23 protein-coding genes are annotated in these 23,349 nt (G+C 54.4%); 9 read left to right on the top strand and 14 right to left on the bottom strand.

Translation table 11 applies throughout. The features are described from left to right. Positions 1-13: 13 nt before the first annotated feature. From G3M78_00720 to G3M78_00710, 3 genes are read right to left on the bottom strand one after another with little or no spacing between them, the layout of a single operon-like run. Entirely contained in the window at positions 14-1,744 is a 1,731-nt protein-coding gene (locus G3M78_00720) for a tetratricopeptide repeat protein (protein ID QPJ64006.1), read from the bottom strand. Continuing rightward, complete coding sequence (locus G3M78_00715; GenBank protein ID QPJ64005.1) at positions 1,741-3,666, bottom strand: tetratricopeptide repeat protein; 1,926 nt, start codon at positions 3,664-3,666, stop codon at positions 1,741-1,743. The genes G3M78_00720 and G3M78_00715 overlap by 4 nt, the downstream gene beginning before the upstream one ends. Then, entirely contained in the window at positions 3,663-5,537 is a 1,875-nt protein-coding gene (locus tag G3M78_00710) for a tetratricopeptide repeat protein (protein QPJ64004.1), read from the bottom strand. Before G3M78_00710 ends, G3M78_00715 begins: the two co-directional genes overlap by 4 nt. A gap of 216 nt (positions 5,538-5,753) precedes the next feature. On the opposite strand from G3M78_00710, the gene G3M78_00705 reads away from it, so the two are divergent. The 7 genes from G3M78_00705 (at position 5,754) to G3M78_00675 (ending at position 11,818) form a co-directional block, all read left to right on the top strand. Next, on the top strand, positions 5,754-7,253 hold the full coding sequence (locus tag G3M78_00705) for a sigma-54-dependent Fis family transcriptional regulator (GenBank protein ID QPJ64003.1): 1,500 nt from the start codon (positions 5,754-5,756) through the stop codon (positions 7,251-7,253). A gap of 80 nt (positions 7,254-7,333) precedes the next feature. Beyond that, complete coding sequence (gene folD, locus G3M78_00700; protein QPJ64002.1) at positions 7,334-8,182, top strand: bifunctional methylenetetrahydrofolate dehydrogenase/methenyltetrahydrofolate cyclohydrolase FolD; 849 nt, start codon at positions 7,334-7,336, stop codon at positions 8,180-8,182. Positions 8,183-8,363: 181 nt separating this feature from the next. Further along, positions 8,364-9,764 (top strand): exodeoxyribonuclease VII large subunit, encoded by a 1,401-nt coding sequence (locus G3M78_00695; GenBank protein ID QPJ64001.1) that lies wholly within the window; start codon positions 8,364-8,366, stop codon positions 9,762-9,764. After that, positions 9,751-10,254, top strand: a complete 504-nt coding sequence (locus G3M78_00690; GenBank protein QPJ64000.1) for a hypothetical protein — start codon at positions 9,751-9,753, stop codon at positions 10,252-10,254. The genes G3M78_00695 and G3M78_00690 overlap by 14 nt, the downstream gene beginning before the upstream one ends. A gap of 1 nt (position 10,255) precedes the next feature. Then, positions 10,256-10,753: a hypothetical protein gene (locus G3M78_00685; protein QPJ63999.1), complete on the top strand. Its 498-nt coding sequence runs from the start codon at positions 10,256-10,258 to the stop codon at positions 10,751-10,753. 36 nt (positions 10,754-10,789) lie between these two features. Then, positions 10,790-11,029, top strand: coding sequence for an exodeoxyribonuclease VII small subunit (locus tag G3M78_00680; protein QPJ63998.1), 240 nt, complete (start codon positions 10,790-10,792; stop codon positions 11,027-11,029). Positions 11,030-11,101: 72 nt separating this feature from the next. Continuing rightward, a complete protein-coding gene (locus G3M78_00675) occupies positions 11,102-11,818 on the top strand; it encodes a TlyA family RNA methyltransferase (protein ID QPJ66721.1) in 717 nt (238 codons plus the stop codon). A gap of 366 nt (positions 11,819-12,184) precedes the next feature. Here G3M78_00675 and G3M78_00670 read toward each other — a convergent pair whose 3' ends face one another. The 7 genes from G3M78_00670 to G3M78_00640 form a co-directional block, all read right to left on the bottom strand. Continuing rightward, positions 12,185-12,679: a hypothetical protein gene (locus G3M78_00670; GenBank protein QPJ63997.1), complete on the bottom strand. Its 495-nt coding sequence runs from the start codon at positions 12,677-12,679 to the stop codon at positions 12,185-12,187. Positions 12,680-12,691: 12 nt separating this feature from the next. Next, on the bottom strand, positions 12,692-13,489 hold the full coding sequence (locus G3M78_00665) for a hypothetical protein (protein ID QPJ63996.1): 798 nt from the start codon (positions 13,487-13,489) through the stop codon (positions 12,692-12,694). Beyond that, positions 13,486-14,022: a TlpA family protein disulfide reductase gene (locus G3M78_00660; GenBank protein QPJ63995.1), complete on the bottom strand. Its 537-nt coding sequence runs from the start codon at positions 14,020-14,022 to the stop codon at positions 13,486-13,488. Before G3M78_00660 ends, G3M78_00665 begins: the two co-directional genes overlap by 4 nt. A 9-nt stretch (positions 14,023-14,031) precedes the next feature. Beyond that, on the bottom strand, positions 14,032-14,322 hold the full coding sequence (locus G3M78_00655) for a cytochrome c (GenBank protein QPJ63994.1): 291 nt from the start codon (positions 14,320-14,322) through the stop codon (positions 14,032-14,034). Next, positions 14,322-15,425: a transporter gene (locus tag G3M78_00650; GenBank protein ID QPJ66720.1), complete on the bottom strand. Its 1,104-nt coding sequence runs from the start codon at positions 15,423-15,425 to the stop codon at positions 14,322-14,324. The genes G3M78_00655 and G3M78_00650 overlap by 1 nt, the downstream gene beginning before the upstream one ends. Before the next feature lie 195 nt (positions 15,426-15,620). Beyond that, positions 15,621-16,034 (bottom strand): hypothetical protein, encoded by a 414-nt coding sequence (locus tag G3M78_00645; protein ID QPJ63993.1) that lies wholly within the window; start codon positions 16,032-16,034, stop codon positions 15,621-15,623. Positions 16,035-16,182: 148 nt separating this feature from the next. Further along, positions 16,183-17,172, bottom strand: coding sequence for an HD domain-containing protein (locus G3M78_00640; GenBank protein QPJ63992.1), 990 nt, complete (start codon positions 17,170-17,172; stop codon positions 16,183-16,185). A 289-nt stretch (positions 17,173-17,461) separates the two neighbouring features. Here G3M78_00640 and gpmA point away from each other — a divergent pair, with 289 nt between their 5' ends. Further along, on the top strand, positions 17,462-18,202 hold the full coding sequence (gpmA, locus tag G3M78_00635; GenBank protein QPJ63991.1) for a 2,3-diphosphoglycerate-dependent phosphoglycerate mutase: 741 nt from the start codon (positions 17,462-17,464) through the stop codon (positions 18,200-18,202). A 270-nt stretch (positions 18,203-18,472) separates the two neighbouring features. After that, positions 18,473-19,594 carry a trypsin-like serine protease gene (locus G3M78_00630; protein QPJ63990.1) on the top strand — a complete coding sequence of 374 codons (1,122 nt, stop codon included), beginning with the start codon at positions 18,473-18,475 and terminating at the stop codon, positions 19,592-19,594. 157 nt (positions 19,595-19,751) lie between these two features. Here G3M78_00630 and thiC read toward each other — a convergent pair whose 3' ends face one another. The 4 genes from thiC to thiS all read right to left on the bottom strand — a co-directional run bounded on the left by thiC (position 19,752) and on the right by thiS (position 23,348). Next, positions 19,752-21,677, bottom strand: coding sequence for a phosphomethylpyrimidine synthase ThiC (gene thiC / locus G3M78_00625; GenBank protein ID QPJ63989.1), 1,926 nt, complete (start codon positions 21,675-21,677; stop codon positions 19,752-19,754). A 5-nt stretch (positions 21,678-21,682) separates the two neighbouring features. Beyond that, positions 21,683-22,246 (bottom strand): thiamine phosphate synthase, encoded by a 564-nt coding sequence (locus tag G3M78_00620; GenBank protein QPJ66719.1) that lies wholly within the window; start codon positions 22,244-22,246, stop codon positions 21,683-21,685. Between the two features lie 83 nt (positions 22,247-22,329). Next, positions 22,330-23,115, bottom strand: coding sequence for a thiazole synthase (locus tag G3M78_00615; protein ID QPJ63988.1), 786 nt, complete (start codon positions 23,113-23,115; stop codon positions 22,330-22,332). A 26-nt stretch (positions 23,116-23,141) separates the two neighbouring features. Further along, positions 23,142-23,348, bottom strand: a complete 207-nt coding sequence (gene thiS, locus G3M78_00610) for a sulfur carrier protein ThiS (protein QPJ63987.1) — start codon at positions 23,346-23,348, stop codon at positions 23,142-23,144. Between the last annotated feature and the right edge of the window lies 1 nt (position 23,349).

Below are 23,349 nucleotides of genomic sequence, written 5' to 3'. Positions count from 1 at the left end.
CAACAGGGCTTTTCTAGCGAGGGGCGTTGATGATCTGGCGCAGGGAGTCGGCGTCGGGTTGATTCGGATCCAGAAACAGGGAGAGCTGAAAAAACGCCCGGCCTTCCTCCAGTCGTTTCCATTCGAAATAATACAGCAGGCCCAGATTGCGCAAGGCGACGGCGTATTGCGGGAAGAGTTCGACGGCTTTCCTGAGGGAGCGGTCGGCGTCTTCAAAGCGTTTCAATGCCAGATACAGTTCGCCGAGCCTGCCATGCGTTTCGGGAATCGAAGGTTCGAGTTGTCGCGCTTGCAGGAGGTGATGCAGGGCTAGTTCTGTTTTTCCCTCCGCCCAGTACAGGTTGCCGAGGTTGTAATGCGAATGAAAAATATTTGGATTGAGCCGCAATGAGCGTTCATAAAGCGCGACGGCTTGTTTCGGGTCGCCTTCCGTCGTGTAGGCGCGCGCCAGGTTGACCAGCGGTCGAATCTTGTTCGGCGATTTTTTAAGCGTGTCGTTCCACAGTCGGGATTCGCTCGACCACACGGCGTTGCGTTTCATCGTGGTCGCGCAAAGACAGGCGACGATAAGGATCGGGACCAGCAGGCGCAGTCGCGGGTAAGAATAAAGACCGCGCAACAGCAGGGCGGCGCAAGGGAAAAACAATCCGAGGCTGGCGAGGTAGACCCTGCGCTCGGCGGCGAGGTCTTCCAGAGTGATGATTGATGAGGACGGAGAAATGACGAGCAGAAACCAGCCGAGACAGAACAGGTAGACCGTCGCGCCGCGCCGCGCCGCCTTCACCGCTAGCGCAAACAGCAGGGCCAGCGTTGCAAGCGCGCCCCACAGCGAAAACGACAGGGCGGAGGTGACCAGCGGAATGTCCGGGTCCACGTTCAGATTGAAGGGCAAAAACAGGAGGCGTAAATAATATCCTACGAGAACGCCGGGTTGCGTGAACATGAAATTCAATCGCCCGATCGATTCCCCAGCCTTGGAGGGGCCGATCAGGAAAGCCTCATCCGTGAGCAGTTTCCATAAGAGCGCGCCAGATATTACAAGCCCCGCGCCGATCAGAATCGGCAGACGTCTTCGCATCCAGTTCAATACGCGCTGGCGGGAGTCGCCGCAGAACAGATAATAGAAAAACAACAGCGCGGGCAAAGTGATGAGGGTCTGCTTGGCGCTGAAGCCAAGGATCATGCAGGCGACGATGCCCAGTGCGGCGAAGATGCGCGACGCGGTTTTGGCTTCCGCTTTCAGTAGATGCTGAAAGCAAAGGAAGCCGAGCAGGTAGAAGGAGGTCGCGAGCGCGCCGCCTCGGCTGATGACGTAGATCACCGATTCGGTTTGCATCGGGTGCGCCAGAAACAGGAGCGCGGTGAACAGGCCAATGGCTTGCGGCGGCGTGGCATCGTCAGGATAAAATTTTCGGCTCCAGGTCACAGCGACGCAAAAGACAAGCAGAGAATTGAATATATGAATCGTCAGGTTGACCAGATGAAAACCGAAGGGGCGGAAGCCGTCGAGCAGAACGTTGCCCGCAAGCGTCGCCATCAACAGCCAGCGGTGTTTGTACTCGCGTTCCAGCATCTCCCAGGTGAAATACTGTTCCGCGTTTTGCAGGAGCGGGTGGTTGGGAATGTAGCGGATGCTGTCGAACTGAAAGGGGTTGTTCAGGTGATTCGCGTAAACGGCGATCCCGGTCAGGATCAGCGCCGCGCAGACGCCGACGGGATGAAAAATGTTAAGCCGTGATTTCATTTCGATAATTGCGACGCAAGTTTGCTCGCGACGCCTTGCAATTCTTTGGCGCGGGCGTTGTCCGGTTCCAGTTCGAGCCAGCGGTCGAGATGTTTCAGCGCGTCCTGCGGTCGGTCGGTGATGAGGTAGAGGCTCGCCAGATTGCCGTGGATTTCGGCCTGGTCTTCCTGAATCTCCAGCGCCTTGAGGAATTCAGACTCCGCCAGCTTGAAGGCTTGCAGGTTCCAGAAGATCACGCCCATGTTGTTGTGCGCGTCCATGTTCTGCGGGTGGTCGCGCAGGACCAGTCGGTATTGCAGGAGAGCATTGTCGTAGTCTTTGAACTGTCGATAGGTGTTGGCGAGCAGGAGGCGGTATTCGAGAACGCCGGGTTTTTTGCTGACCGCCTGCTTCAAAAAGCTCAAGGCTTCGCGCGGTTGGCCCAGTTGGATTTTAGCCGAGCCGATGTTGTAGAACACTTCGGCGCGCTCCGAGCCCAGCGCCAGAGCGCGTTCGAAATAAGGCAGGGCTTTCGCCCATTGCTGGCGACGCGAGTGGATGTGGCCGAGGTTGATCAGAGCTTCGCTGTGTTGCGGTTCCAGTTTGAGAACCGTTTCCAGTTCCTTTTGCGCTTCGTCCGCTTGCTCCCGCTCGATCAGGGCCAGCGCAAGGTTGTTGTGCGTCAGGGCGACTTTGGGTGATTTGTGCGCGGCGTCCTGCCAGATGGAAAGGCTGGAGCGGAAATCATGCGCACGGTGCGCGGTCAGCAGGGAAAAAAGCGCCAACACCGCCATCGCGAAATACGCGATTCGCGGGCCGGATTTAACAAGGTTCAGGAACAAGTACGCGAAGGCGATGCTGAATCCCGTTCCGGGAAGATAGGCGCGGCGTTCGACCGCGAACTGTTTGAGCGGCGCGATGCTGGAGGTCGGGAGCAGGGTGACGGCGGCCCACAGAAAGGCAAAGCAGAGCAATCGCGAGGGCTGACGATACACAAGAACCGCCAGCGCGATGAGAAAACCCAGAGAACAAAGAAACCCCGGATCGCTCCAGCCGGCGACGGGAATCACATCGGGTTCCAGATTCAGATTGATCGGGAACATCAGCTTGTTCAGATAATAGCTGACCCAGACCTTGATCTGCGTCATGAAATAAACGCCGCGATCCATCATGCCCGCCGACGGGTCGGCGGTGGCGCTGAAGAGCGCGCCCAGCTTGACGTAGCGCAGGAGCAGATAAGCGGCGACGCAGACCCCCGCGATTCCGGCGGGAAGTAAAATCTGTCGGCGATGCGCCGCGTCGGTTTTCAGCCACAAAAAAAACATCGCGATCACGGGGAGCGTGAATACGATTTCTTTCGTGCCGACGCCAAGGAAAAAACACAAGGCGCACAAAATGAGCAGAACGCCCAAATGCAAGGAGCGATTCTGAGATTCCTTTTCCCTGCAATAACGCATGAAGCATAGAAAAGACGCCAGATAAAAAAACGTCGCTTGCAGGGAAGAGCGACTGGACAGATAGACCACGGACTCGACGGTCACCGGGTTGACGGCGTGCAGGGCGGCGGCGAGGAAGGGCAGGGAGCGCAGACGGGCCCGTTCTTCCGGCGGCGCCAGCGCCAAGGCCTCGCGCGCGACACAATACAGAAGTAGAACGCAGGCAAGATGGAGCCAGACATTGACGAGGTGATAGCCGAGCACGTCGTTTTGTCCTAGCGCGTAATTGAAAGCGAAGGACAGCAATAAAACGGAGCGGTTGAAAATATTTTCAATGCCGACTCGCTTCTGGAATTCTTCCAGATTCTGGATGTAGGGATTGTCGACGATGGCGTGCAAATCGTCGTAGATAAAGGGAGCGCGCAGGCTTCCCATGAAGACGATCAGGCCAAGCAGGGTCAGCAGTCCGATGCAGAGAATCTGGTTTTTGATTTGAGCGGCGTTCATGGATGCGTTGCGTTCTTTCGTTGCGATTGCAGGCGCGCGTCCTTCAGTCCCGCGCTGGAGGGCGCGAAGCCGGGTTTCAGGCGCAGAGCTTCGAGGAAGGCGCGTTCCGCCTTCTCGAAACGAGTCAGCGCCATGTTGGCGACGCCGAGATTGTGATGCGCGACATGAGACGAAGGATCGAACTCGATGGCGATTTCAAATTCCCTGACGGCTTCTTCGAAACGTCCGGTCTTGCCAAACACTTCGCCGCGGTTGATGCGGGCCAGCGGATAGTCCCGTCCCGGAGCCTGCGCTTGTCGCAATTCCAGGGCGCGATCAAATTGTTCCAGCGCTTTCGTTAAATCTCCTTTGCGATTGTAAACCGAACCCAGACCCAGATGCGCCTTGAAATTTTCCGGCTGAATGGAAAGAGTGATTTCGTATTCCTTCTGAGAATCGTTCAACTGATTGAGATCCAGATAGAGGCTGGCGATATTGTAATGCGGCTCGGCGATATCGAATCCGCGCTGGCGATTGCTCAGCTCAATATTCTGAATCGCCTGAAGGAAATGTTCCTGCGCTTTTCTCGCGTCGCCCTGATCGTAATAGACGCGGCCCAGATTGTTGTGCGTGCGCGGCGAATGCGGCGTTTTCAATGCGGCGTCTTTCCACAGCGCCTCCTCGCTCGTCCAGGCGCGGTTGCGCTCCGCCGTCAACAGGCTGAAGATCAGCGCGACCGGGAGCAGGAAGACGAAGGCGCGGCGGCCGCCGCCGTTCAGCAGGGAGACGACGACCATGGTGAATCCCAGCGTCATCGGCAGATAGGTCCGATGTTCCACGGCGAGATCGCTCAGGGGGATCACGCTCGACGTCGGCGCCAGCGCCGTTACAAACCAGATCAGCCCGGCGCCGATCCAGAAATCTTTCCGTTGCCAGGCAAACCAGGCGAGGCTCAGAAGAACGGAGAGCGCGATCAGAGAATTCCAATTGGGCAGACTCGCCGCCAGCGGGTAGCCGATGTCCACGTTCAGATTGAAGGGTAGAAAAACAAGCTTTGCATAAAACAGGGCGATGATTTCAATCTGCATCCATAAATAGTCCGCGCGCGAAAAAAACTGCGATCCCTGATCGCGCGGCGCGTAGATCGATTCAGGAACGAAGAGGGCGAAAGCCAGCGCGCCAAGAGCCAGCGCAATATAGGCGGCGATGCATTTGGGCTGAGACAATTGTGCGGCCAGTCGCGGGCGCCAGCGCGGCCCTATAATGAATACAAAGAGAAAAAAACAGGCGATCGGGAGCGTCGCGGCGATGAGTTTGGATGCGACGGCGAGATACGCGAATATCAAGAGTCCGCAGAGCGCAATGATCGGTCGACTCCGGCCAGCGCGCTCCGTTGAAAATAATCGGAAAAATGCAAGCAAGCTGAGCAAATAGAAAAAGGTCGCGAGCAGGGTGGAGCGCGAGGAGATATAGGAGACCGAATCGCTGTGCAAAGGATGAACCGCGAACAGGAGCGCCGCTCCGAAAGGGATCGCCGGATGCATTGCAAAGCCAGCCAAAGCGCGCAAACGCCGAATGCGTAATAAAAGAGACAGTGTCAGAATCGCGATGGCGCAGTGTAAAAATAAGTTGACGAGATGAAAGCCCAGGGTCTGATTGCCGCCCAGTTCCTTGTTCAGGGCGAAAGAAAAAATCAACGCCGGGCGGTTGGCGACTTCCAGCCAGCTCACTTCATTTGAAAACGCCGAGATGCTGGCGACCCAGCTCCGCGAAAGCGCCTCCTTGTCGTCGTATTGAAACGGTCCCATCAGGGAATTGAAATAGACGATAATACAGAGACTTGCAATGACTCCAGAGCGTATCAGATTGGTCTGTAAAGAAGGCTGGTTCATCGCAAACCCTTGATTGAATCGATCAGGACACCAAAGAAAAGGACTGAGCTATTTTACGGCCCCATTGTACATAACTTCAGGAAAAACCTTAAATTTCAATGAAGTTATTGGGTGGTGAATTTTTTAAAACTTGACTTGAAATATAGCAAAGGTGTATACAGTAGTAATAATAATGTAAATAATAGTCCACTTTGTCGACGGATTGGTTTTTATTTAATGAGACATATAGACAGTTACGCAAATATACAGGCCATTCGAAAAATTTCGTCTTTATTCAGCACGACTTCCGTCGAGGTGGACGAACTGCTGGGCATGGTGATCGACACGGCGAGCGAGATTGTGGGCGCCCGCAACACGTCCTTGCTCCTCATCAGCGACGACGACCAGAAGTTGCAGTTTTATCAGGCGACCGGCAAGAACAAGGGGAAACTGGCGGGTTTTGAGATTCCGTTGAAGACGGGTATCAGCGGACTGGTGGCAGAGTCTGGCAAGCCGATCATATCCAACGACGTGCAGAACGATCCGCGCTGGTATCGCAAGGTCAGCGACATCGTCAAACTCAAGGTCAATTCCATCGCCTGTTTTCCAATCATCGTTGAAGACACGGTAGTGGGCGTGGTGCAGTTTTTGGACAAGCGCGACGACACGCCGTTTTCTGATTTGGAGGTCGAGGTTTTAGAGCGTTTCACCGCCTTGATGGCCAAGTTCTTTCAAATTTCTAAGAATCGAATGGCGTTGGGCGCTGAGTTTGATCGCCTGCGCGAAAATTACATGCGACGCTATCTGATTGTCGGCGAGAGCGATGCGGTACAGCAATGCATTCGTCTTGCGGAGAAAGTGGCGCCTTCCAAAGCGGCGGTTTTGATTACGGGAGAAAGCGGAACCGGCAAAGAATTGTTTGCGCATCTCATTCACGACCACAGTCCGCGGCAGAACAGGCCGTTTGTTTCCGTCAGTTGCGGGGCCTTGCCCGCGTCCATACTGGAGCGCGAATTATTCGGTCATGAGAAAGGCGCCTTCACCGGCGCGGACAGCCGCAAGATCGGCTTGTTTGAAGCGGCGGATCACGGCACCCTGTTTCTGGACGAAGTCGGCGAGATGCCGCTGGACATGCAGGTGAAACTGCTCCGTGTACTGCAGGAGGAATCCTTCATGCGGCTCGGCGGCACGGAGACGATCAAGGTGGATGTGCGCGTCGTCACCGCGACCAATCGCGACCTTGAGAAAATGACGCAGTCTGGAGAGTTTCGTCAGGATCTGTTTTACCGCATCAACGTGATCAATATGAAACTTCCCTCCATGCGCGAGCGCAAGGAAGACATTTCGGATCTGGTTTCCTATTTTGTGAAAAAGTACAGCCCTGAAGGGACGCCCCCGAAGAAATTCGACAAGCGCCTGATTTCGCATTTGATGGGTTATTCCTGGCCGGGCAATATCCGCGAATTGGAAAACGCTGTTGAAAGAGCTATTGTGTTGAGCGACGGCGACGAATTGACCAATGATTTGTTCCCGCTGGAAGGCGCGCAGGCGCCGGTTGAAATCAATGTGGGTTCCACGCTCAAGGACGCCAACGACGCATTCCGCCGCACCTTCATCAAAAACACTTTGAAGACCACGCAGGGCAACCGCACCAAGGCCGCCAATATCCTTGATATTCAACGTTCTTACCTTTCCCGCCTGATAAAGGAATTGAATATCCGCGAAGATAAATTATAATCGCGCTTGCAGTTCCCGTCGCGCCCTCTGCGCGTCGCAAATTAATTGACAAACCCCGTAATCCTCAATAACGTAGCCCTATGAATTTGATCGATGGAAAAAAAGTTTCTACGGAAATCATTGAAGGCGTGCGCGTCGAAGTCGAAGCGCTGAACAAGCAAGCTGGAAAATCCCCCGGACTGGCCGTGGTTTTGGTCGGAAACGACCCGGCCTCCGCCGTGTATGTTCGCAACAAGAAAAAAGCCTGCGAGCGGGCCGGATTTGTTTCGTTGTCGCACGACCTTCCTGAAGAAACGACGGAAGCGGACTTGCTGGCTCTCGTCAAGCAACTGAACGAAGACCCAAAGGTCAACGGCATTCTCGTGCAATTGCCTTTGCCGGACGGCGTCGATTCGCAAAAGGTGTTGGAGGCGATTGATCCCGCGAAGGACGTGGACGGTTTTCATCCGCGCAACGTGGGCGCGCTGGTCACCGGCATTTCCGATCTGGCTCCCTGCACGCCCGCTGGCATCATGGAACTGCTGGACTATTATAAGATCCCCGTCGAAGGCAAGAACGCTGTCGTTCTCGGGCGCAGTAATATTGTCGGCAAGCCCGCCGCCATCTTGTTGTTACAACGCAACGCCACCGTCACGATCTGTCATTCGCGCACGCAAAACATCAAGGAAGTGTCCGCGTCGGCAGACATCCTCGTCGCGGCGATAGGCAAGGCCAATTTTGTGACCGCCGATATGGTGAAAGAAGGCGCGACGGTGATTGACGTCGGCATCAACCGTGTGGACGGAAAACTGGTCGGCGACGTGGCTTTTGACGAGGTCGCTGAAAAAGCGGCTTTCATCACGCCCGTACCGGGCGGCGTGGGGCCAATGACGATCGCGCTTCTGATGAAAAACACGCTCAAGGCGTTCCGTAGCCAAAACGGTTTATAAAACCGGATCGTGTGGAGTCGATGGAGCCGTTCTGTGGTTGAAAAACACGCTCAAGGCGTTCCGTAGCCAATATGGTTTATAAAGCCGATTGGCTTGGGTTCAATGATGGGCCCTCTTCTGATGAACAACACGGCGTTCCCTGGCTAAAACGGTTTATAAGCGGGATCGCCCAGGATTCCCCATGCCAACCCTGGAAGAACCAAAAATATTCACGGTTCGCGAATTCACTCGCGACGCCAAGGCGATTTTGGAAGCGGCCTTTGATTCGGTCTGGATCGAAGGCGAGATTTCCAATTTACGCACGCCCTCCTCAGGTCATTCCTATTTTGTTCTGAAGGACAACGCCGCGCAGGTGCGATGCGTTTTGTTCAAAGGCTATCGCTCAGGCATGAAGTACCGCCCGGAGGACGGCGACCATGTGGTCCTGTTCGGTCGCGCCACGGTTTACGAGGCGCGCGGCGAGTACCAGGTCATCGTCGAGAGGGTCGAGCCGCACGGCCTGGGCGCCTTGCAGAAGGCTTTCGATCAGTTGAAGAAAAAGTTGTCAGAGGAAGGTCTGTTCGACGAAGCGCGAAAAAGACCCCTGCCGGAATTTCCATGGAAGGTGGGCATTGTCACCTCGCCCACCGGCGCGGCGATCCGCGACATGCTCAACGTCATTCGCAGGCGCAATCCCAAAACATCCGTTCTTTTGTATCCCGCCAAGGTGCAGGGCGAAGGCGCGGCGGAGGAAGTGGCGCGCGGCATTCAGGCCTTGAATCAGGTCCCCGATGTGGACGTGATCATAGTCGGTCGCGGCGGCGGTTCGCTGGAAGATTTATGGGCCTTTAATGAAGAGGTGTTGGCGCGCGCTATTTTTAATTCGAAACTGCCGGTGGTCTCGGCGGTTGGCCACGAGGTGGATTTCACCATCGCCGATTTTGTCGCCGACCTGCGAGCGCCCACGCCCTCTGCGGCGGCGGAACTGGTGGTTCCTGAATTGTCGGAAATGGTCGCGCTGTTGCGTTCGGAAACGAATCAATTGATCAACGTCATGCGTCGTCAATTGGAAGAGCGAAACGTCCGCTTGTTGCAACTATCCCAGCGTCGGCGATTTCGCAATCCGCAGGAAATTTTTGCGTTCAAGGCGCAGAAGCTCGACGATCTGGACCGGCGCCTGATGCGCGGCCTGGATCAATGGGCCTTGTTTCAACGCAAACGTCTGGAAAACGCCGCGCGGCGTCTGCTTCTCGGTTCGCCTTTGAAAATGATCGAACGCATGCAGGAACGTCTGGATTCGCGCCGCCGTCAATTGACGCGATGCGCTTCTCTGTTGACGCAGACGGGGCAGGAGCGTTTGCGCAACAGCGCGCGACGACTCGAAACGCGCATGCCGGTATTGCTTGAGAGACGTCAGGAACGTTTCGAAGGATTGGCGCGTCGGTTGAATTCGCTGAGTCCGCTGGCGGTGCTGGATCGGGGCTATAGCATTTGTTCGCATGAGGGCAAGGCTTTGAAGGACAGCGAGAAGGTGCAAGCGGGGGACTCGGTGGAAATTCGTCTGGCGCAGGGGCAATTGAAATGCAAGGTTGAAGAGAAATGAAGAGCCTTCTCATTATCCGGCGGGCAGTTCGATGAAGCGCATGCGCGGCTGGTTGGAAGATCAGCCTTTCTGGGTTGGGCTAGTATCTTTATTTTTATTGTTTCTTGGAATGATGGCGTTTGATGCGAGCGTGGCCCGGGATCGGTTGGCGAGCGAACTGCTGGCGAATCTCGCCCCGAACGGCGAGAGCGCGTTCATCACCGGGGCGATGCGCCCCCTTGGAAACTCAGGTTACGCGCAGGTGTTCGATTTGAGCGGCGGCGTCGCTCGTTTCAAGAATCCGTTTCCCAGACTGGAAGAGAAACCGTTTGTGATTCTCAAGGGAAGTCTGGACAGCGAGCGTTTGTTTCAAGTGGAAGCCTTTGAAGAACACTCGTTGATGCGATGGAAATTTGGGCTTTCGGGTCTGGCGTTGGCTTTTTTATTTGGTATTCTTGTTCGTTCGCTGAGGCTGGGGCCTAAAGGCTGTCGCCTGGAAGAGTTTGAGTGACATGCCTGACTTGATAAGCCACGCGGCGTCGCTTTATGTCGTCAAAAATTGTTTTGTGAAGAGTCGAGTGTTTTCTCGATCATTTTTTGCGATGGCGATGCTGGGCGTTTTTTTACCGGACATCATTTCTCGCGGCGTCATGAAGTTGTTTCCTGCCGCGACGATGATCGCGCAATATTTTCATACGCCTGCGGCCTGTTTTTTTCAGGCTCTGTTTATCAGTTGTCTGTTCGTGCGCGAGCAACGCTATCTTGTTTTCTGGGCGATCACGGCGGGCTGGGTTCTGCATCAAGTATTCGATGTGTTTCAGCATCATTTGGGGCCGGGATTGTATTTCATGCTGTGGCCGCTTTATTGGGAACCGATCAAGATTCCCCTGATACAATCGACGGAGTGGCCGCTGGTTGCGGCAAGCACGATGACCCTGGCCTGGGTCACCGGCGCCGTGCTGGCTAGACAGAAGAAGATCGTTGTTCAAAACGACGCAGTAAAAAAGTAAGATCCTATATTCTATCCATCCATTGAGGAGCGGTTTATGTCGGAGATCAAATTTGAAAAAGCGATGCAACGCCTGGAACAGATCGTCGAAGATCTTGAAAAGGGAGAGCTGGATATCGACAAGTCCCTGGAGATTTTTGAAGAGGGCATCAAGATGTCGCGCCTGTGTTCCAAGAAACTCTCCGAGGCGGAATCGAAGATAGAAAAGTTGACCCAGAACAATCAGGGCGACCTGGCAACCGAACTGTTCCCCAGCGAGCCGAACGATGTCGAATAAGCCCGGCAAGCTCCGCCTGGATCAACTGCTGGTAAAAAAAAACTCTGCGATTCCCGGGAACAGGCGCAACGCCTGATTCTTGCCGGAAAAGTCCGTTGTGAAGGGCAGGTCGCCGACAAGCCCGGACGCAACGTTTCCGAAGACGCCCTCGTTGAGGTGATCGAAGCGCTTCACCCTTATGTGGGTCGCGGCGGTCTCAAACTCGAAAAAGCCCTCGATCAATTCAACGTATCCCCTCAAAATAAATTTGCCGTAGATATCGGAGCGTCGACAGGCGGCTTCACTGATTGCCTGTTGCAACGCGGAGCGCGGCGCGTCTGCGCCGTCGACGTGGGCTATGGTCAACTCGCCTGGAAGTTGCAATCCGATCCGCGCGTCCAGATGCTGGATCGCACCAATGCGCGCGCGTTGACGGTCGAACAGATCGGAGAGCCCGCCGACTTGGCGGTGATCGACGTTTCCTTCATTTCTCTTCAACTGATTTTGCCTGCCGTCTGGAGAACGCTTGATCCTGAGGGCGATATCCTTGCGCTGGTCAAACCGCAGTTCGAAGTCGGCAAAGATGAGGTGGAGCATCAAGGTATTATCAAAGATACGGGCAAACATAAAAAAGTTCTGGAGGTGTTGCAGGCCTTTGTCGAGAAAAACGGTTGGGTGATTTGCGGGCTGACCCGTTCGCCGATCACGGGACAAAAGGGCAACAAAGAATTTCTGATCCATTGCGTGCGCGCCGGGCGGGCGGAGGCCATTTCATCGAATGCGATCCTTGAGGCGGTTTCATCGGAATGATGATTTTGAAAGTGGGTTGAGGAATCGACGCGCTATGGGCCGCAAAACCTTTTTCTGTTAGGCGTCAGAAAAAGGAGAAGGAGTAGCGACTGGCAAGCTTGATCGTAGACATTGAGTAGGCGCTCGTTGCTTCGATTGCGTCAGATTCCTCAACCCTGGAGGTCTCGTGGCTTGCCCGGATAATGGCGCTGGGCAAGCAAATGGGGCGGGTTGAAGTGGGAGCCTTCAATTTCAGTTGTCGCGCATTCTGTTTTCAAGCATGAAAAAAACAGAGGCGTTACTTCTGAAGCGGCTTCCAGGACAGATCGGATCGCCTTGTACGAAGACCATGCGCCCGCCTCAACCCAGGAGGATCGATATTCGAATTTAGATAGAGAGCTTTGGCGGCGGTTCGGGTGGCCCTTGCGTTCTGTGCGCTAAGGGAACGAACTTCAGCGGGTTGAAGAAAGGTTGGGACTGCAATAGCGAGCTTTCTAAGGAATCAGCCTTCAGGAAAGCCTTGGTCTGAGCGGTGGATTGCGCCAGTGGATGTTTGGATGAAGTGTTGCCGCATTGGTTCGTCAGGCTGACGACGGTCTTGTTGCCGGAAATATGATGCGGGCAGAGCGCGCCCGGATTGAAGCGTTTGTGCAGGGCGCAATGCGCTTTAGTGTCGGGACCTTTGGATTCGGCGTGATGTTTGGCATGCGTAAGATCTTTGGCATGCGTATGATCTTTGGCATGCGCCTGATGTTTGTTGGAAAACAGGCCTGCGTCATGATGCATGCTATGCGCTGTCGTTGTCGAGGGCAGGGCGAAACAAAACCACGCCATCAGCGCCGCCGCAATCCAGCCCTTGCCTGTTTTCAATAGTCGCGTCATAAAATCAAATCATCAATGGATGCTGTTTATCTTGAAATCTTTCAGCGTGAAACGATACGACTGAACGGGTTTCCCCGCCCGGCTGAGTTCCTGAAGGATTCCGTCCGCCAGCCAAAAACCGTCTACCTGGGTATAGGAGTAGCGCGTCCATTCTGTGTAAGATTCGCGGTTGATTTCAAACTCCGCCTGAGTCTCTTCTACCAGCCATTTTCCTTCGCGCTCAATGTATCGAAACTGCACAGTGACTTCCATCGGGTTGCGTCTTTGCTCGATGCGCATTTTATGAATCCTGGCTTGCCGGGTATCGGCCAGCAGGTCATAAGCGCGAATCGGCGCGCCTGGACTTTTCGCCTGAAACAGCAGGTTCGCGGCGTGCTGACTTTTTTTTCTGAGCGTTCCCTCATAGTTCTCCAGCACGGTTTGCAATGGAGAAGGGAGAAACATCTCCTTGTAATTGTTCAATAATTGTTGCGACTGCATAAAATCCTCGTCCGTCTTGTCGCCTTCCAGAGGAATAAACTGCAAGGCTCGAATGTGCCGCTTCCAACTCATTCGCGCCGGGGCCAGATTCAAATAACGCGGCTCCTGCGCCGTCATGTCGCGTTGCTCAATGGAGACGGTGGCCTGAAGATGTTGCAAGCCTTGCGCTTGCGGAAAATAATAATTTTCGTCCAGCGTCTTCACAATAGTTTCCGCTTCGCCGCCCAGAGCCGCCGGTACGGCTAGGCTGATACTGCCAATCCATCCGATCAGAATCGCCGCGTTCGCTCTCGATAAGAGTCGAGTCGCAGGGCGCAAAGAGTTCCTCATTGGCGAGACTTGAGTAGCGAAAATAAAGCGTTGGAATCTTGCAGATTCCAGTTCCTTGCTCCAGAGATGAATCCCTGAAAGGTCCCGTCCGGCCCAATCAAATAGCTGGTGGGCAGGCCGTTGATATAATAATTGCGTCGAACCTTTTGATTGGGATCGAGAAGCATGGGAAAGGTCAGTCCCATTTCGGCGATGTATTCCTCGACCCGGTCGCGGTTGCCTCGGTCGATGTTGATCGCGACGATTTCCAGATTGTTGCGGTCGATCGACTCATAGAGTTTTTGCAGGGCCGGTAATTCTTCGCGACAGGGAACGCACCAGGTGGCCCAGAAATGCAGAAGCAGGGGTTTGCCAAAATACTGATCGAACTGCACGGTCTGGCCTTGCATGTTTTCCAGCGTGAACAGCGGGGCCGCCTTCTCTGTACGCGGCGGCACCACTCCCATTTTTTCGTAGATGGGAGAATGCGCCCAGGCCAGTGCGCTGTACAGCAGACTTGCGGTGATCGTAAGTATTGTGAAGGCGCGTTTCATAACGGTTTCCTATCGGGCGTTGCGTTTCAAATAATTGAGAATTATCTTTTTATCCTGCGGTGAAAATTCAATATTCTTATCCTTCATATGCTGTTCCATCAGGCCGACATAATGCTCCCACTCCTGCGGCGTGTGGCGCGATGGATGCGGTTGTCCATGACAGCTTGTGCATCGACTGCGATACAGCTCCGCATCCGCGCTTCCCTCTTCGGGAAGCTGATTGATCCCGGCGCAGGCGGCGAGTCCCAGAAGGACCGCCGCTATCGCCAATGAATGCGTTTTAGCAATCGGGCGTTTCATTAGAAACCCAGTTCCTTCGGAGCATGGGTTCCCGTGTGACGTCGGCTCTTGCTGGTCGGGACTTCCCAATACCAGGTCGCCTGAATTTTCCAGTCGTCGGCGAGTTGCGGGCCGTTCAAATCCTGATACAGAGGAATGCTGACATCGAGCTCCACGATCTGCAATGGGATGGGCTGAAACTGAATGCCCGCCGTCGCCGTCAGTTTATAGCCGCCGTAATTGTGCGGGTCGAACAGCGGGCTGAGAAATTGTCCTGCAGGAATATTGCCCGCGTGGCCTTCGCCTTTGATGCGCTGGTCGAAGGGTTCCGCGCTGTACTTGCCTTCATATTTGTTATTCAATTGGAAATGCGCGACCGCTTTCGGGTGAAACTGCATCATCGTGTAGAGGTCGAGGGCGATTTCCTGACCCTGATGATAGCCCTGATCGTTGTCGTACCAGCGTCCGGTGTATTGCAGGTTGGCGCCGTACCAGTAAGGGTCTTTGGAACCTTGATAGGTCAGGCCAAGAATCGGATCGAAGGTGCCGCTACCCAACTGCATGCGAAAAGGCAGAATGCGTCCTTGAAACGCGGCGTTGGGGTGATTCTTGAAACCTTCGTCGATGCTCCCTGTCGGGACGGAGAGGCCAAAGACGGCGGAGATCTGCCGGGTCGGAGCGAGATTGTCGTCCGCCATCAATCGGTATTTACCCAGAACTTTGGTGTCGCCGATGCCTTCGGAAAACATGTTGAAACCGCCGAGCGCTCCGTTCAGGAGCATGGGCATGTCGTTTCGTTTGTAGCTGGTCATCACCATCGCGGCGAAATCGTCGGTGAAAGAATAGGCGGCGCTGACCATGGTCATGTACATGCGCATTTCAGCAGGCACGGCGGCGAAGGTGGTTCCGTTGTTCGCGCCGAGCAGGGTGGAAGGATCGATGTCGTCGCTTCCGTCTTTATAGGGACCCATGCGCATGAAGCTCTGGCTGATTTTGAAGCGAAACTCATGCGTTTCAGGAATGCCGCCGCCCATGATATTGAGCGGCATGTTGCCGCCGCAATGCGCGCAACAGAGTCCGACATAGGCTGTAGCCGATTTTGGGGACAGAATCAGTCCCAGCATAAAAATTATAAAGATAGATAACAAAGATCGAATCGATTTCATGAGCAACCTTTCAAAGCTGTATCAAAGTCCCATGCAAAGGGTAACGGAACTCAAACGGTCTCGAATTTATGATTCTGTCGAGCTGAATCATTGCGCTGGAATTTCAGCGTTGTTTCAGGCAAGACGACTGCCAAAAAAATAATTAGAGGATGTTTACAGGGACTTTGGAGGCGGTTCGGGTGATGCGTTGTCGCATGAATACGATGGTGCGTCTGTGGCGCCAAGAGACTGGCTGGACGAACCGGGACCCGATTCAGGGCCTTGTGAAGAGTGTAGCAATGGAGAATTAGCGCCGGAAGAAGTCGCGCCCTGGGTTCCCGAATGGTCGCAACAAAGGCTTGTCACGCAGGATTCGCTGAGCCCGTCGGGTTTGCCCGATGTGTGGGGACAGGGCATCGTTTTAGAATGTCCGTGCGTCTCGCAGTGATCCTTTTCATGCAAACCGTTGTGGGGTTTGGCGACCGCAGACTTGTGCGGAACCATGGTGTCGTGCTCGTGCAAGGTCATGGCGCCGTGTCCGGGATGCGCGAAAGCGTGGCTGGACCAGCTCGCGCAAACAAGGGTCATTAGAATGAGGAGACTACGAAATAACATACGGTCTTCCGGATAATGAATCAATTTGGAGTCATGCTATCAGTTTGAAAGAGAAAGGGTCAAGTTAAAACTTTTCGTTTCTCCTGAATTGCAAGGGCTGGGACAGCGCAAATAGAGCGTTTCAGGTCGTTTTCACTGCGGAGTCATTTTTCTCAGCGGCAATGATCTTGATGAAGTTGAGGACCAGGCGTTCGTCGAAATGTCCGGGCATCTCCGACTTCATCATGGACAGCGCCTTGTTGGGAGGCAGGGCTTCCCGGTAAGATCGCGAGCAGGTCAGGGCATCGAAGACGTCCATGATTGCGATGACGCGCGCGTACAGGGAAATTTTTTCGCCAGCCAGACCGTGCGGGTATCCTTCGCCGCTGAATTTTTCATGATGCTCTCCGACCATCGAAAGAATGACCGGGCTGAAGCATTTCATGTCGTTCAATTTTTTTCGTCCTGCAGACGGATGCTTGCGGATCAGTTTGCGTTCGTCCGGGTCCAGTTCGTCTTTCTGGAAGAGGTCGGCGTCGAGTTCTTTGTTGCCGATATCAATGAGCATGCCGCCCAGCCCCAGTTCTTTAACGGCGGTGTCCTGCATTTTGAAGCGGACCGCAAGAGTCATAGCGTAGAGGCCTACGTTCACGCAATGCGTGTGATGGTGGGCGCTCTTGTCGACCATCGCATAAATGTCGGCGATGCCGGGGCGCCATTGCGAAATGCATTGGGCAATAATGTCAACAACGCTGGTCAGGGTGCGTAGCACTCTGGGCGATCCGATATTGTCGAAGTATTCTTTCATGATGCGACAGGCGACGGTGTAGGCCTGTTTCATCAACGCGGGCGAATAGCCGCGACGATCCAGCGAGGTTTGCAGGTCGGCGATATAGAAATTTTTGTAGAATTTAATCAGGTCGGTCTCATGAATGAAAAACTCCTGACTGTCGGCGTTTTCCAGCATGGTCTTGATTCGTTCGTGGATATCGGGAGTGTAATCAGCGAATTTAAAAAAACGTTGCTCGCCTCCAGCGTTGACCACTTTATAATGGATCTCAAATCCGTCTTTCCATTTTGGGTTCAGGAAATCAGAATTGATTTTGCGATAAAAGCGGACAATGGAATCCATGCCATGTTCTCCACACAAATGAGTCGTCTCTATAGAGACCGGTTGAGTTAGACGTTCAACGCTAACGATTCAAATTTTAGAGTGCCTTGAATATAGGCTGTAACTTGCGAAAAGTCAATCATTTTGCGTTGTTTTTGCAGGGCTTTCGGGAATTCTGTCAATCCGCAAGATGAACATTGCAGGGCTTATGTTATACTTGCCCACCACAGAATGGGGTTCAGCTCAATGGACCCCACAAAATACAGTTATTCTTTAAATATCAATGTATTAGCTGGAGAGGGTGATATTCATGATAAAAATTGTCTTACTTCGTCACGGACAGAGCCAATGGAACCTGGAAAACCGGTTCACCGGCTGGACCGATGTGGATTTGACCGATCAGGGGCAACAGGAAGCCCGAGCCGCAGGCGCTTTGTTGAAGAAGGAAGGATATGATTTTGATCTGGCCTACACTTCGGTTTTGAAGCGCGCCATTCGAACCCTCTGGCTGGTTCTGGATGAAATGGATTTGATGTGGATTCCGGTTCACCGCTCCTGGCGTTTGAACGAGCGACATTACGGCGGATTGCAGGGACTGGACAAGGCGGAGACGGCGGCGAAGCATGGAGAAGATCAGGTGAAGATCTGGCGCCGCAGTTATTCGATCCAACCGCCGTCGCTGGAAGATAACGATCCCCGGCTTCCTGAAAAAGACCCGCGCTATCAGGGAATCCCCAACCTGCCGCGAGCGGAAGCGCTGAACGATACGGTGGACCGTTTTCTTCCCTACTGGTTCGACGCTATCGTGCCCACGCTCAAGCAAGGTCAGCGCGTGTTGATCTGCGCCCACGGCAACAGCTTGCGCGCGCTGGTCAAGCATCTGGATAACGTCAGCGAGGAAGACATTACGGAACTGAATATTCCAACGGGCATCCCCCTGGTTTACGAACTGAACGATGATTTGACTCCCGTCAAACATTATTATCTGGGCGATCCCGAAGAGATTCGCAAGGCCGCCGAAGCGGTCGCCAAGCAAGGTCAGGCCAAATAATTTTCAAGGGCGTCTCTTTCGAGCGCCCTTTCTTTTTATCCCCGATAGTTTCTTCATCCCTCTGTTCCCCTGTAAATTCAGGGCGCATCCACCTTTTAACGCTTCCGGCGACTCGCCCGGGCGCGGATTCTGCGTTAAAAAATCTTAATTTCCACTTAAGCGGTTTTTAATCTTCAAACCTTATTCTAGTTTTAACAAGAAACGGTTTCATTGCCTCGGGTGAATGAAACACCGGAATTGCATTGCATCTATTCCAGGCGGGAGGAAGACATGAAGAATTTAGTGAAAATGAAATTAGCGGCATTTTTGATGATAGGAATTTTTGCCCTTCCAGTTGCGCAAATCATCGGTCCGTCGATTCCGGGTCATGCGTCGGCCTTGGCCCATGAGGTTTCCGGCAACGCAGGCGTACCGGGACTGGTGGGAACCAATATCGTGGAGAAAATAGCCACTCAACAAAACCCGGCGGTGGTCGGCGTGCGTTCGATAAGCGGTTTTGAGAAAATGAGCCGCGGGCCTTTCGGAGGATTCCCTCCGGGACAGCAACCGCCGCAACAGGGCGGGGCCGGTTCGGGATTTTTAATTGACGCGCAGGGCTATATTTTGACCAACCACCATGTGGTCGACGGTTCTCAGAAATTAAAAGTCAGCCTGATGGACGGCAAGGAATACGACGCCAAAGTGATCGGCGCCGACCCCAAGACGGATATCGCCTTGATCAAAATTGAAGCGTCAAACGGCGAAACGTTTCCCTTCATCAAACTGGGCGACTCCGATCGCCTGAACGTGGGCGAATGGGTGGTCGCGATCGGTAATCCTTTCGGATTGACTCATTCGGTGACGGTGGGCGTTGTGAGCGCCAAGCATCGAAATATCGGCGCGGGTCCCTACGATGAGTTCATTCAGACCGACGCCTCCATCAACCCCGGCAACAGCGGCGGGCCGCTGGTCAACTTGCAGGGCGAAGTGATCGGCATCAACACGGCGATCCTTCCGGGGCAGTCAGGAGGCAATATCGGGATCGGTTTTGCGCTTCCGATCAATATGGCAAAAACCATTTTGGATGATTTGAAAACAGACGGCAAAGTCACGCGCGGCTGGCTCGGCGTGATGATCCAGCAGATCACCCCGGAACTTGCAGAGGCCATGCAATTGAGCATGGACCAGAAAGGCGCGCTTGTCAGCGACGTGGAACCTGGCGGTCCGGCGGATAAAGGCGGACTGAAGCGCGGCGACGTGATCGTGAAATTTGCAGGCAAAATCATCGACGCGATGGATATTCTGCCGAAATCGGTCGCGGCAGTCCACCCCGGCGACAAGGTAGAGGTGGAGATTCTGCGAGCCGGTAAGAGTCAAGTATTAACGCTTGTCCCCGAGGCGATGGGGGTTTAACACTCCTTTTCCCCCAACGCCGCTCACCACGAAGAGACCGCCCACCCCGGGGCGGTCTCTTTTTTTGTGGTGAGGACTGGACGGTATGCTCTCATAGAGCCAAATAAAAAAGCCCCCGCCCTGTGAAGGGCGGGGGCTTTTAATTTGTCTTGCGCGATCAGGCGTACAGCTGACTGCCTTTGGCCTTGAAGGTTTCGGACATTTCCTTCATACCCGATTCGAGCGCTTCCTCTTCATTCTTGAGACCCTGTTCCACAGCGTAATCGCGCACGTCCTGCGTGATTTTCATGGAGCAGAACTGCGGTCCGCACATGGAGCAGAAGTGCGCCGTCTTCGCGGAATCGGAAGGAAGCGTCTGGTCGTGATACTCTCGCGCGCGTTCCGGGTCGAGGGACAGATTGAACTGGTCGTCCCAGCGAAATTCGAAGCGCGCCTTGCTGAGAGCGTCGTCGCGCACTCGCGCTCCGGGGTGTCCCTTCGCCACATCTGCGGCGTGGGCGGAGATTTTGTAGGTGATGACGCCTTCTTTCACGTCGTCTCGGTTCGGCAATCCCAGATGCTCCTTGGGGGTCACGTAGCAGAGCATGGCGCAACCGAACCAGCCGATCATCGCGGCGCCGATGCCGCTGGTGAAATGGTCGTAACCAGGCGCAATGTCCGTGGTCAGCGGTCCGAGGGTGTAGAAAGGCGCTTCGCCGCATTCTTTCAATTGCAGGTCCATGTTTTCCTTGATCATGTGCATCGGCACGTGGCCGGGGCCTTCGATCATGGTCTGCACGTCGTGCTTCCATGCGGTCTTGGTGAGTTCGCCCAGCGTTTTCAATTCAGAAAATTGCGCTTCGTCGTTTGCGTCGGCGGAAGAGCCGGGGCGCAAGCCGTCGCCAAGAGAGAAGCTGACGTCGTAAGCCTTCATGATCTCGCAGGTCTCTTCAAAATGCGTGTAGAGGAAATTTTCCTGATGATGCGCGAGGCACCATTTCGCCATGATGGCTCCGCCGCGCGATACGATGCCGGTGACGCGTTTCGCCGTCATCGGCACATAACGTAGCAACACGCCCGCATGGATGGTGAAATAATCGACGCCCTGCTCGGCCTGTTCGATCAAGGTATCGCGGTAGATTTCCCAGGTCAGCTCTTCGGCCTTGCCGCCGACTTTTTCCAGCGCCTGATAGATCGGAACCGTACCGATCGGAACCGGCGAGTTGCGCAGAATCCATTCCCGCGTTTCATGAATGTTGAGACCGGTGGACAGATCCATAACCGTATCTGCGCCCCAACGGGTGGCCCAGACCATTTTCTCGACTTCCTCCTCGATGGAAGAGGCGACGGCGGAGTTACCGATATTGGCGTTGATCTTGACCAGGAAGTTGCGCCCGATGATCATCGGCTCGGTTTCCGGGTGATTGATGTTCGCCGGGATGATGGCGCGTCCGCGCGCGATTTCATCGCGTACGAATTCCGGCGTGATGATGTCGGGGATCGAGGCGCCGAAGGATTGGCCGCTCAAGCGTTGTTCGCGCTCTGCATCGAGTTTGAGGTCCGAACGTTTTTGATTTTCGCGAATGGCAATGTATTCCATCTCCGGGGTGATGATGCCTTGGCGCGCGTAATGCATCTGGCTGACGTTGCCGCCGTTCTTCGCGCGCAGAACCTTGCGGCCTTCGCGCGGGAATCGTTCGATGGCTTCGAGGTCTTCGCGATTGCGGTAGCCGTTGTCGATCAATTTGACTTCGCGGCCTTGATAGGCCTCGACATCGCCTCGCCCTTCAATCCAGGGCGCGCGGATCGGTTTCAAACCTTTGCGCACGTCAATGTCGATGGTCGGATCGGTGTAGGGGCCGGAGGTGTCGTAAACCAGAACCGATTCATTTTTTTCAGATTGACCGCCGTTCCCATTCCCGTTGCCATTGCCTTGTGCGGTGATGGGGCTGGTGAGGGTGATCTCGCGAAAAGGAACCCGAATTTCCGGGTTCAGTTGACCGGGCAGATAAATCTTCTCCGAGTTGGGGGAAATCGGTTTGCGGGTCAATGTTAAAGAAGTTCCGTTGGCGTCGTTGGCGCCGTTGCCATTATTTGAAGTCATGAGCGCTATGTCCTTGAAAGAATTTTTATATATTCAAAAGTGTTTTGTTCAATATTACTTCCGCTCCAGATGCCCGATATCATGGCGACGCCGTGCGCGCCCAGATTCAGGATGGTTTCCAGATGGCCCTTTTTAACGCCTCCCAGCGCGAGGACCGGTATGTGTGTGGTTTCGATAACCTCTTTCAATCGATCCAGACCTTGCGGCGGACCGAATTCTTTTTTTGAGGGCGTTTCAAAAATCGGGCTGAAGGTGATGAAATCAGCCCCGTTCTTTTCCGCGTTCAAGGCGCCTTCCAGCGTGTGCGTGGAGACGCCAATTTTAAGACGCGGAAACTGTTTTTTCACCGCGCTGGCCGGAACGCTGTTTTCCGTAAGATGCACCCCGGCGGCGCCTGCCATCTCGGCGATATCTGCGCGGTCGTTAATGATTAAAAATCCTCCGCACCGCGTGATGCGTTCGTTCATTTCCAGCGCAAGTTCCAGCAGGGCATTGGGACTCAAATCTTTTTCGCGCAGTTGAAAGCATCGCGCCCCGCCCTCCAGCGCCTGTTCCAGAGAGGGAATCATGCCCGCCGGTTCGGTCAGCGACCGGTCGGTGATAACGTAAAGTTTCAGGGCCTGAAAAAAAACCGTCTCTCTGGCGTCGCTGTTCAAATATCTATCATCCCCTCCAGAGGACTGCTGGCAGAAGCGTAGAGTTTGCGCGGTATGCGTCCCGCTTCATAAGCCAGTCGCCCGGCTTCGGTCGCCAGTTTCATGGCGCGCGCCATTTTCAGCGGGTTTTGCGCCCCGGCGATCGCCGTGTTCATCAGCAAGCCGTCGACTCCAAGCTCCATCGCCTTGCAGGCGTCGGAGGCGGTGCCCACTCCGGCGTCGACAATGACGGGAATGTTCACGGCTTCGAGTATCAGTTTGATGGTGTAGGGGTTGCACACGCCCAGTCCCGAACCGATGGGAGCCGCCAGCGGCATGACCGCCGAGCAACCGATGGCCTCGAGTTTTTTGCAGAGGATCACGTCGTCGGAGCAGTAGGGAAGCACCTGAAAACCGTCCTTGATCAGAATTTCAGAGGCTTCGAGCGTGGCTTCGTTGTCCGGGAACAGGGTTTTTTCATCGCCAATGACTTCGACCTTCACCATATTTCCCAGTCCGGCTTCGCGCGCCAGCTGGCAGGTCATCACGGTTTCCTTGACGGAGTAGCAACCCGCCGTGTTGGGCAGTAAGTGATATTTTTTCGGGTCGATAAAATTCAGGATCGAGTCCTTGCTTTTGTCCAGTTCAATGCGTCGAACCGCGACGGTGACCATTTCGGCGCCGGAGGCTTCCAGCGCTTCGCGGTTCTGTTCGAATGAGGCGTACTTCCCGGTGCCAACGATCAAACGGGACTTGAAAGTCCGGTCGCCAATTTTAAGTTCTGTTGATTCTTTTCGATTCATTAAAGAGCCTTTAGTGTTGAATTCCCCTAGCGGCAACCGCCGCCAACGGCATGAACAATCTCTACGCGGTCGCCTTCATTCAAAAGGGTCGATTGACGTTTCCCTCTTGGGACGACTTGCTGGTTGAGGGCGACGGCGATATGGGGGGCGGTCAACTCAAGTTCCGCTAGCAATTCGTCGATAGTGGAGCTAGAGTGGATTTCTCGTTCTTTACCATTGATAATTAAGAGCAAA

Source organism: Candidatus Nitrohelix vancouverensis, assembly GCA_015698305.1.
In the GTDB taxonomy this organism is placed as follows: domain Bacteria; phylum Nitrospinota; class Nitrospinia; order Nitrospinales; family VA-1; genus Nitrohelix; species Nitrohelix vancouverensis.
This window is presented reverse-complemented; position numbering and strand designations above follow the sequence as displayed.